The following is an 8,587-nucleotide window of genomic DNA, read 5'->3' as shown; positions in this document are numbered from 1 at the left end:
CGCCCCCCACCCCGCCCACCCCACCACCGTTGACACCCCGCCGCGGCCGGCGGCCCCCCCCCCCGCCCGCGGGGGCTGGCAGACTGCTGCGCATGCTGGAGACCTCCGCCCGACTGCTGCGCCTGCTCTCCCTGCTCCAGACCCACGGCGGCCTGGCACCCCCGGGGCGCTCCGGTGCCGGTGGCGGGCGGCGCAGTTGGTCGGGCGCGGAGTTGGCCGAGCGGCTGGGCGTGACGCCGCGTACGGTCCGCCGCGACGTGGACCGGCTGCGCGAACTCGGCTACCCGGTGCACTCGGTGTCGGGCACCGCCGGCGGCTACCAACTCGGCGCGGGCGCCGAACTGCCGCCGCTGCTGCTCGACGACGAGGAGGCGGTGGCGGTCGCCCTCGGCCTGCGGATGGCGCCGGTCGGCATCGAGGGCGTCGAGGAGAGTTCGGTACGCGCGCTGGCCAAGCTGGAGCAGGTGCTGCCGGACCGGCTGCGGCGCCGGGTCTCGACCCTCAACGCCTACACGGTCCCGATGACCGGCAACCACTCAGGCCCGGCCATCGACCCGCACGTGCTGACCGAGTTGGCCCACGCCTGCCGCGACCGGCAGCGGGTGCGCTTCGCGTACCGCGCCCACGACGGCGAGGCCAGCCGGCGCAGCGTCGAACCGCTCCGGCTGGTCTGCTCGCGGGCCCGCTGGTACCTGGTCGCCTGGGATCTCGACCGCATGGACTGGCGCACCTTCCGCGCCGACCGGATCACCCCCAAGCCGCCGCACGGCCCGCGCTTCGACCCCCGCGAGCCACCCGCCGACGACCTGGGCGGCTACGTCTCCGAGCGGGTGTCCATCGCCGCGTACGCGCAGCGCGCCACGGTGCTCCTCAAGGTGTCGGCCGAGCGCGCGGCCGAGCACATCTCGCCGACGGCCGGGGTGCTTGAGGCGGTGGACGAGGAGTCCTGCCTGCTGCACACCGGCGCGCACACGCTCGACGTGCTGGCCGTGCACGTGCTGCTCACGGGCTTCGACTTCGAGGTGCGCGAGCCGCTCGCACTGCGCGGGCACCTCACGACGATGCGTGATCGACTCGATCGGGCGCTGGGCTGAGGACGCCCTCGTCGAGCTGTGCGACCTGCGGGTGGTGCAGGTCGAAGGCGGGTGACTCGGAGCGGATGCGGGGCAGGGCGGTGAAGTTGTGCCGCGGCGGCGGGCAGGAGGTGGCCCACTCCAGGGAGCGGCCGTAGCCCCACGGGTCGTCCAGTGCCACCTGCTCGCCGTACCTGGCGGTCTTCCAGACGTTGTAGAGGAAGGGCAGCGTGGAGCTGCCGAGCAGGAAGGCGCCGATGGTGGAGAGGGTGTTGAGCGCGGTGAACCCGTCGGCTGCCAGGTAGTCCGCGTACCGCCGCGGCATGCCCTCCACGCCCAGCCAGTGCTGGACCAGGAAGGTGGTGTGGAAGCCCACGAACAGGGTCCAGAAGTGGATGCGGCCCAGCCGCTCGTCGAGCATCTTGCCGGTGAACTTCGGCCACCAGAAGTAGAAGCCGGCGAACATGGCGAAGACGACCGTGCCGAACACCACGTAGTGGAAGTGGCCGACCACGAAGTAGCTGTCGGTGACGTGGAAGTCCAGCGGCGGCGAGGCCAGGATGACCCCGGTCAGGCCGCCGAACAGGAAGCTCACCAGGAAGCCGATCGACCACAGCATGGGCGTCTCGAAGGAGATCGAGCCGTGCCACATGGTCCCGATCCAGTTGAAGAACTTCACTCCGGTGGGCACCGCGATCAGGAAGGACATCAGGGAGAAGAAGGGCAGCAGCACCGCGCCGGTGGCGAACATGTGGTGTGCCCAGACCACCACGGACAGGCCGGTGATGGCCATCGTGGCGCCGACCAGCATCACGTAGCCGAAGATCGGCTTGCGGGCGAAGACCGGGATGATCTCCGTGATGATGCCGAAGAACGGCAGCGCGATGATGTAGACCTCCGGGTGCCCGAAGAACCAGAACAGGTGCTGCCAGAGCACCGCCCCGCCGAACTCCGGCTCGAAGACCAGCGCCCCGAACCGCCGGTCGGCCTCCAGGCACAGCAGGGCTGCGGCCAGTACGGGGAAGGCGATGAGCACCAGGATCGAGGTGAACAGCACGTTCCAGGTGAAGATCGGCATTCGGAACATGGTCATGCCGGGGGCCCGCATGGCGATGATCGTGGTGAGGAAGTTGACCGAGCCCAGGATCGTGCCGAAGCCGGACAGCGCGAGCCCCATGATCCACAGATCGGCCCCGATGCCGGGGGAGTGGGTGGCGCTGTTCAGCGGCGCGTAGGCGAACCAGCCGAAGTCGGCCGCGCCGTCCGGTACCAGCAAACCGCTCAGTACGAGGAGTCCGCCGAAGAGAAACAGCCAGTACGAGAGCATGTTCAGGCGGGGGAAGGCGACGTCGGGCGAGCCGATCTGGAGCGGCATGATCTCGTTGGCGAAGCCCGCGAAGGTCGGGGTGGCGAAGAGCAGCAGCATGATCGTGCCGTGCAGCGTGAACGCCTGGTTGAACTGTTCGTTGGAGAGCAGTTGCAGCCCCGGCCTGGCCAGCTCGGCCCGCATCACCAGCGCCAGCACCCCGCCGACCAGGAAGAAGGCGAACGAGGTGAGCAGGTACAGATGGCCGATCTTCTTGTGGTCGGTCGTGGTGAGCCAGTCCACGAGCACCCGCCCGTGCCGCCGCTCCCGTACCGGCTCGGCCCCCGCCTGAGCGGTCTCCGTCCCCATCCGTGGCTCCCTCTGGGCGTCGACTGTGCCGGGCTGCGGGCACCCGCCATGATGCGGGGCTGGTGCGGCCGGGGCTGTGGTGCGACACGCAGGACGCGTACCGTTTCGCCCCCTTCTGCCCCGGCTACGGTTCGCTATCCGGGCACCTTCGCGCGCTCGTTGTCGGTCTTGTCTGGTGTGTCTGTCATGTGGGCGTCAGATAGGAAGTCAAGATGCGCAGCTATGGCCAAACCTGTGTACGGACGGCCAGATCAATGTGGTGGAATTGTGCGCTCCCCGTGTGATGCGGTATGCATTTTCGGCGACCGCCGAATTCCCGCCGCCGAAGATGCGGCACGATGTGCGGGGAAGCCCTTTCCCGGCGTCATAGCGCGTTATTACGGAGAACTCCGCAGGGCCTTCCGGTCGAGAACGGAAGGTCCTTACGGGTGACATAGATGACGACAAACCGGGCCCTGTTTTCTGTGACACAAGTGTGACCAGTGGCGGTCGGCCGGACGGGGGTTCCGCGCGTAGAACGGGCCTTCCGTCCCCGGGAAGCGGCGCCTACGGTGGCTTGCATGGCACCTCTACCGATTCCCTCGCCCGAGCCGGCCGATGACCTTGACTCCTACGTCGGACTCGACGGCGAGACTGCCGAACGACGGGCCAGGACGCGTGGCTGGACCACCGTCAGGTCGCTGCCGCCGGGGGCCGTCATCACCTTGGAGTACCTGGGCAGCCGACTGAATTTCACCGTTGACGACGGCGTCGTCGAGCGCTGCTGGCAGGGCTGAACCGGCCTCGCTGGGGGCGCCTGCGACCGTGTCGGGCAACGCCGAAGGCCCCGAGCTCCAGGGGAGTCTCGGGGCCTTCGAAAGCCGTCTGCGGCCGTTTGCCGGCCGAGGTGCGCAACGGGGCGGTGGTTGCCTCGTACGAGGTCGGATCAGCCGCCGCTACGGCCGCGCGGGGCGGCTGCCGAGCCCAGCGGGGCGGTGCGCGCCCGGTCCGCGTGCGGCGGGCGGCGGCTGCCGGTCGGGGTGACCGGGGTGCGCTCGGAGCGCGCCGTGTGCGGCCTCGCGGGGTGGTGCGGCCAGCCGTCCGACGGCCGTGCGGCCCCCCCCGCCCCCCCCGCCCCCGGGGGCCCCCCCCGGGGGGGGGGCCCCCCCCGGCAGCCCGCCGCCCGCGCGGTCGGCGCGGCGGGCGCACACACCACGACGTGAGAGTGACTGAAGGAGAGAGCGCCGCCATGGTGTTCAAACGACTGCTGGGAGCCATCGGGGTGGGCGGCCCGTCGGTGGATACGGTCCTGGACGAGGGCCCGGTACTGCCAGGTGCGGCCCTCACGGGTCGGGTGCGCATGGTCGGTGGCACCGCCAGCGTGGAGATCGAGCACGTCACGCTGGAACTGGTCGCCCACGTCGAGGCCGAGGGCGGCGACGAGGAGCGGGAGGGGTTGGTCGCCTTCCACCGGGCCACCGTCGACGGCGGCTTCCGGCTGGCCGACGGCGAGGAGCGGGAGGTGCCGTTCACGCTGCCGCTGCCCTGGGAGCTGCCGGTGACCGAACTGCACGGGCAGGGGCTCGGCGTCGTCCTCGGGCTGCGCACCGAACTCGCCGTCGCGGGCGCCAAGGACAAGGGCGACCTCGATCCGCTGCGGGTGCGCCCGCTGCCGATCCAGGAGGCCGTCCTCGAAGCGTTCGGGCAGCTCGGGTACGGGTTCACCTCGGCCGACCTGGAGCTCGGGCACATCCACGGCACCAGCCAGAGCCTGCCCTTCTACCAGGAGATCGAGCTCAGTCCGCCGCCGCAGCACGCCCATGCGCTCCAGGAGGTCGAAGTGACCTTCCTGGCCACGCCGGTGGGCATGGAGGTGGTCCTTGAGGCCGACCGCCGCGGTGGCCCCTTCACCGCCGGCGGCGACGCCGTCAGCCGCTTCACCGTCGCCCACCAGGACGTGGAGCGCCTGGACTGGACGGCCGCGGTCGACTCCTGGCTGCGCGGGCTGATCGAGCGGCGGGGCGGATACGCCGAGCACGCAGGACACGCCGAACACGGTGCGTACGGCTCGTACGGTGGCGAGTTCGGGTCCGGCGCGGTGGCCGGCCACTCCGGGGTCGGGCACGGCGCGTCCGAGCACGGGCACCGGTCGGGGCCGAGCACCGGGGCCGTGGTCGCCGGGGTGGCGGCGGGGGTGGCCGTGGGCGTGGTGGGCGGCTTCGTCGCCGCCGAGGTCATCGACGAGATCGGCGATGCCTTCGAGGACGATGACGAGGAGGGCGGCGAGGACTGACGGCGCGCCGCCGCCCCGGCGGCGGTGACCTGGCCGGCCCCGTCCCGCCTACGACGAAGACCCCCACCGTGCCGGTGGGGGTCTTCGCCTGTTCGGGCGCCGGTTCTCGCGGTGCTTCGCGCGCCTGCCCGTACGGACCGCGGCGGGTCGGTCAGACGTTGACGCCGAAGTCGGAGGCGATGCCGGCGAGGCCGGACGCGTAACCCTGGCCGACCGCGCGGAACTTCCACTCGGCGCCGTGCCGGTAGAGCTCGCCGAAGACCATGGCGGTCTCGGTCGAGGCGTCCTCGGACAGGTCGTAGCGGGCTATCTCGGTGCCGCCCGCCTGGTTGACCACGCGGATGAAGGCGTTGCGGACCTGGCCGAAGCTCTGGCCGCGGGCGTGCGCGTCGTGGATGGAGACCGGGAAGACGATGCGGGTCACGGTCGGCGGCACCGCTGCGAGGTTCACCTTGACCGACTCGTCGTCGCCGTCGCCCTCGCCGGTGAGGTTGTCTCCGGTGTGCTCGACCGAACCGTCCGGGCTGGTCAGGTTGTTGTAGAAGACGAAGTGCTGGTCCGAGACGACCTTGCCGGATTCGTCGCAGAGCAGCGCGGACGCGTCAAGGTCGTAGTCGGCCCCGGTGGTGGTGCGGACGTCCCAACCCAGGCCGATCAGTACGGCCGTGAGGCCCGGTGCCTCCTTGCTCAGCGAAACGTTGCCACCCTTGGACAGGGAAACACCCATCGTTCCTCCTCCATCATGCGATCTGTCGCGTTTGTCCGTCGCTGGTCCCAACGTGGCGGGAGCCGGCGAAGTTCCTTCGGTTGCGCAACTTTGGAATTCGAGGGGTGCGACCTGGGTCACGCGCCCCGGGTGATGCTTTCCTTGTTGCGCAAACTTTAAAGTGTCCTCATGGATGCTGACACGGTAACGGCCCCCGAGCTCGCCCGGCTCGGCGGTGGCCCCGCGGACGGGACCCGGGTCTGGGTGGTGGGGCGCGCGCCGGTGCTCCAACTCTCCTACCCCTGCGAAGTGGCGAACGGTCCGGGCGCGGCGCGCGTCGACGCGCTGTACATCTACCGGCTCGACGGGATCGCCGGTGACGGTCTGCTCCGGTACGGCTATGACGGGGCCAGCCCCTGATGGGGCGCGGCGTCGCGGGGTGTGGTGCTTCAGGGCACGGCGCCTCGGGGTGCGTCACCTCGGAGTGGAGTGTCGCGGGGCGTGGTGGCTCTTGAGGGGTGGTACTGGGGGTTGCGGCGCCTCAGGGTGTGGCGCTTGGGGTTGCGGTGTTTGAGGGTGTGGTGTTTGAGGGTGTGGTGCTTGAGGGGGCGGTGGCGTCCGCGTCGCTCGCTGGGCGGGGCGGCTGTTCCGGTGCGCCCGGGATGGTGCGCGGTGTGGGTGTGGAGGCGGGTTGGTCGGGTTGGGTGTGCCGGGTGGGGTCGGTGGGTGAGTGGGTGGCGTCTTCCTCGCGCATGGCGCGGGCCTCACTCTTCAGGATGCGGAGCGACTTGCCCAGCGCGCGGGCGGTGTCCGGCAGCTTCTTCGAGCCGAAGACCAGGGCGATCACGACCCCCACCATCAGCAGGTGCCAGGGCTGTAGGGCGTTGCGGAACACCGCTTCACCTCTCTCGTCTCTGTGTGTCTCTTGCGTCTCCGTGCCGCTCCCCGTGGGGGCGGTCCGGTGGTGGTCGACCACTCGGACTTTATTGCTATATTGCGCAACTATGCAACTAATGCCGGTGGGAGGAGCCGCACCGGTGGGGATGGGGGCGCAACCATGGCAGGCAGCCGTCGGCGTTCGGCCGGTCCGCGACACGGGGCGGGGCGTGATCCACGGCGGAGTGCCGGGCGTGGGGCCGGGCGTGATCCGCAGCGCGGTGCGGGACAGGGTGCGGGGCGTGGTGCGGGCCGGCGCGCCGGGCGGGGGCGAGGACGCGGCCGGGGGGGGGGGGGGGGGGGGGGGGGGGGGGGGGGGGGGGGGGGGGGGGGGGGGGGGGGGGGGGGGGGGGGGGGGGGGGGGGGGGGGGGGGGGGGGGGGGGGGGGGGGGGGGGGGGGGGGGGGGGGGGGGGGGGGGGGGGGGGGGGGGGGGGGGGGGGGGGGGGGGGGGGGGGGGCCGCGGCCCCCCCCCCCCCCCCCCCCCCCGCGGCCGGGTGGTGCTGCTGGTCCTGCTCTCGTTCGTGCTGCTCGTCGCCGCCGGCGCGGGCTGGCTCTACCTGCGGCTGAACGCCAACATCGACACCTTCGACGCGGACGGCATCGCCGCCGACCGGCCGCGGGCGGGCGCGTCCCGGGCACAGAACGTGCTGGTCATCGGCTCGGACGCGCGGACGGACGGCAACAGCGCACTCGGCGGCGGCGACAGCGAGGACGTCGGCCGCTCCGACACCGCCTTCCTGCTGCACGTCTACGGCGACCGCAAGCACGCCGTCGCCGTCTCCATCCCGCGCGACACGCTCGTCGACATCCCGCCGTGCCGGCTGCCCGACGGCACTTGGACGCAGCCCCAGCGGCGCACCATGTTCAACGCGGCGTACTCCGTCGGCCAGACCGCCAAGGGCAACCCGGCCTGCACCCAGAACACCGTGGAGAAGCTGACCGGGCTGCGCGTCGACCACACCGTCGTCATCGACTTCAAGGGCTTCGCCGCGCTGACCGACGTGGTCGGCGGCGTCGACGTGTGCCTACCGCAGGACGTGTACGAGCAGGACCTCAACCCGCACCGCACCACCCGGGGCGAACGGCTCTTCGCCCGGGGCGAGCAGCGCGTCGCAGGGCACCGGGCGCTGGACTACGTACGGCTGCGGCACGGCATCGGGGACGGCTCCGACATCGGCCGCATCAAGCGGCAACAGGCCTTCGTCGGCAGCCTGTTCAAGAAGGTCAAGAGCGACGGGCTGACGCCGACCAGGGTGTTGCCGCTGGCGGACGCGGCCACCCGCTCGCTGACCGTCGATCCCGGGCTCGGCTCGGTCGAGAAGCTGGCCTCCTTCGCCCTGTCGCTGAAGGACGTCGACCTGCACCACACCACGTTCGTCACCGTTCCCTGGCGGTACGAGGGCGCCCGCGTCGCCGTCGTCGAGCCGGACGCCACCCGGCTGTGGGAACTCCTGCGCACCGACCGGCCCGTCGACGGCGCGGACCTACGGCCGGCCGGCCCGAGCGACGGGTCGCCGAGCGGCCGGCCGGCCACCAGCCCCACGCCACCGGGCACCGTTCCCTCTTCCGGCACCCCCCGTGCCAGCGCGGACACCCCCGCATCGCCGTCCACCGCCCCGGCCCGGCCGGTGCCCGACGCCCGCCGCGCCGACGACCAGTTGTGCGCGGACCTGTCGTACGGCTGAACCCACCGGCCCGTACGCCGAGCACCCGTACGCCGAGCACCCGTACGCCGAGAGCCCAGCCGCCGGGTCCAACCGCCGAGCCCGCCGGCTCTGAGCCCACCGCCGGGGCCGTCGCGCCGCTGGCCGTGCCGACGCCCGGGGCCCCGGGGGGCGCCCCCCCCGGGCCGCCCCCCCCCCCCGGCCGCCCCCCCGCCCCCCCCGGGCGCCCCCCCCCGGTGGGGGCCGGGCCCCCCGCCCCC

The 8,587-nt window shown here is 72.4% G+C and carries 9 protein-coding genes; 6 read left to right on the top strand and 3 right to left on the bottom strand.

Going from position 1 to position 8,587, the window contains the following annotated elements:
* The first annotated feature begins 92 nt into the window (after positions 1 to 92).
* Positions 93 to 1,094: a helix-turn-helix transcriptional regulator gene (locus AAHZ94_RS22965; RefSeq protein ID WP_349994875.1), complete on the top strand. Its 1,002-nt coding sequence runs from the start codon at positions 93 to 95 to the stop codon at positions 1,092 to 1,094.
* Here the strand turns inward: AAHZ94_RS22965 and ctaD are convergent.
* A complete protein-coding gene (gene ctaD / locus AAHZ94_RS22960) occupies positions 1,054 to 2,748 on the bottom strand; it encodes an aa3-type cytochrome oxidase subunit I (RefSeq protein WP_349994874.1) in 1,695 nt (564 codons plus the stop codon). The genes AAHZ94_RS22965 and ctaD overlap by 41 nt on opposite strands.
* Positions 2,749 to 3,308: 560 nt before the next feature.
* On the opposite strand from ctaD, the gene AAHZ94_RS22955 reads away from it, so the two are divergent.
* Positions 3,309 to 3,524 carry an I78 family peptidase inhibitor gene (locus AAHZ94_RS22955; protein ID WP_349994873.1) on the top strand — a complete coding sequence of 72 codons (216 nt, stop codon included), beginning with the start codon at positions 3,309 to 3,311 and terminating at the stop codon, positions 3,522 to 3,524.
* A 452-nt stretch (positions 3,525 to 3,976) separates the two neighbouring features.
* A complete protein-coding gene (locus tag AAHZ94_RS22950) occupies positions 3,977 to 5,020 on the top strand; it encodes a sporulation protein (RefSeq protein WP_349994876.1) in 1,044 nt (347 codons plus the stop codon).
* 151 nt (positions 5,021 to 5,171) lie between these two features.
* Here the strand turns inward: AAHZ94_RS22950 and AAHZ94_RS22945 are convergent, their stop codons facing one another.
* Positions 5,172 to 5,747, bottom strand: coding sequence for a TerD family protein (locus tag AAHZ94_RS22945; RefSeq protein WP_349994872.1), 576 nt, complete (start codon positions 5,745 to 5,747; stop codon positions 5,172 to 5,174).
* A 168-nt stretch (positions 5,748 to 5,915) separates the two neighbouring features.
* Between AAHZ94_RS22945 and AAHZ94_RS22940 the strand changes: the two genes are divergently transcribed.
* Positions 5,916 to 6,146 carry a hypothetical protein gene (locus AAHZ94_RS22940; protein WP_349994871.1) on the top strand — a complete coding sequence of 77 codons (231 nt, stop codon included), beginning with the start codon at positions 5,916 to 5,918 and terminating at the stop codon, positions 6,144 to 6,146.
* A gap of 121 nt (positions 6,147 to 6,267) precedes the next feature.
* Here AAHZ94_RS22940 and tatA read toward each other — a convergent pair whose 3' ends face one another.
* The gene (gene tatA, locus AAHZ94_RS22935) at positions 6,268 to 6,621 is read right to left on the bottom strand and encodes a Sec-independent protein translocase subunit TatA (RefSeq protein ID WP_349994870.1); all 354 of its coding nucleotides are present in this window, start codon (positions 6,619 to 6,621) and stop codon (positions 6,268 to 6,270) included.
* Positions 6,622 to 6,783: 162 nt separating this feature from the next.
* On the opposite strand from tatA, the gene AAHZ94_RS22930 reads away from it, so the two are divergent.
* Positions 6,784 to 7,230: a hypothetical protein gene (locus AAHZ94_RS22930; protein ID WP_349994869.1), complete on the top strand. Its 447-nt coding sequence runs from the start codon at positions 6,784 to 6,786 to the stop codon at positions 7,228 to 7,230.
* The gene (locus tag AAHZ94_RS22925) at positions 7,158 to 8,348 is read left to right on the top strand and encodes an LCP family protein (protein WP_349994868.1); all 1,191 of its coding nucleotides are present in this window, start codon (positions 7,158 to 7,160) and stop codon (positions 8,346 to 8,348) included. The genes AAHZ94_RS22930 and AAHZ94_RS22925 overlap by 73 nt, the downstream gene beginning before the upstream one ends.
* Positions 8,349 to 8,587 lie beyond the last annotated feature (239 nt).

This window comes from Streptomyces sp. HSW2009 (assembly GCF_040240285.1).
Classification (GTDB): domain Bacteria; phylum Actinomycetota; class Actinomycetes; order Streptomycetales; family Streptomycetaceae; genus Streptomyces.
The sequence above is the reverse complement of the archived record's forward strand: the minus strand, read 5'-3'. Positions and strand labels throughout refer to the sequence as shown.

Bases quoted from the DNA above. Each gene is read 5' to 3' on its own strand.
- AAHZ94_RS22930 (WP_349994869.1), top strand. From the start codon at position 6,784: ATGGCAGGCAGCCGTCGGCGTTCGGCCGGTCCGCGACACGGGGCGGGG.
- AAHZ94_RS22955 (WP_349994873.1), top strand. From the start codon at position 3,309: ATGGCACCTCTACCGATTCCCTCGCCCGAGCCGGCCGATGACCTTGAC.
- AAHZ94_RS22945 (WP_349994872.1), bottom strand. From the start codon at position 5,747: ATGGGTGTTTCCCTGTCCAAGGGTGGCAACGTTTCGCTGAGCAAGGAG.
- AAHZ94_RS22950 (WP_349994876.1), top strand. From the start codon at position 3,977: ATGGTGTTCAAACGACTGCTGGGAGCCATCGGGGTGGGCGGCCCGTCG.
- AAHZ94_RS22940 (WP_349994871.1), top strand. From the start codon at position 5,916: ATGGATGCTGACACGGTAACGGCCCCCGAGCTCGCCCGGCTCGGCGGT.
- ctaD (WP_349994874.1), bottom strand. From the start codon at position 2,748: ATGGGGACGGAGACCGCTCAGGCGGGGGCCGAGCCGGTACGGGAGCGG.
- AAHZ94_RS22965 (WP_349994875.1), top strand. From the start codon at position 93: ATGCTGGAGACCTCCGCCCGACTGCTGCGCCTGCTCTCCCTGCTCCAG.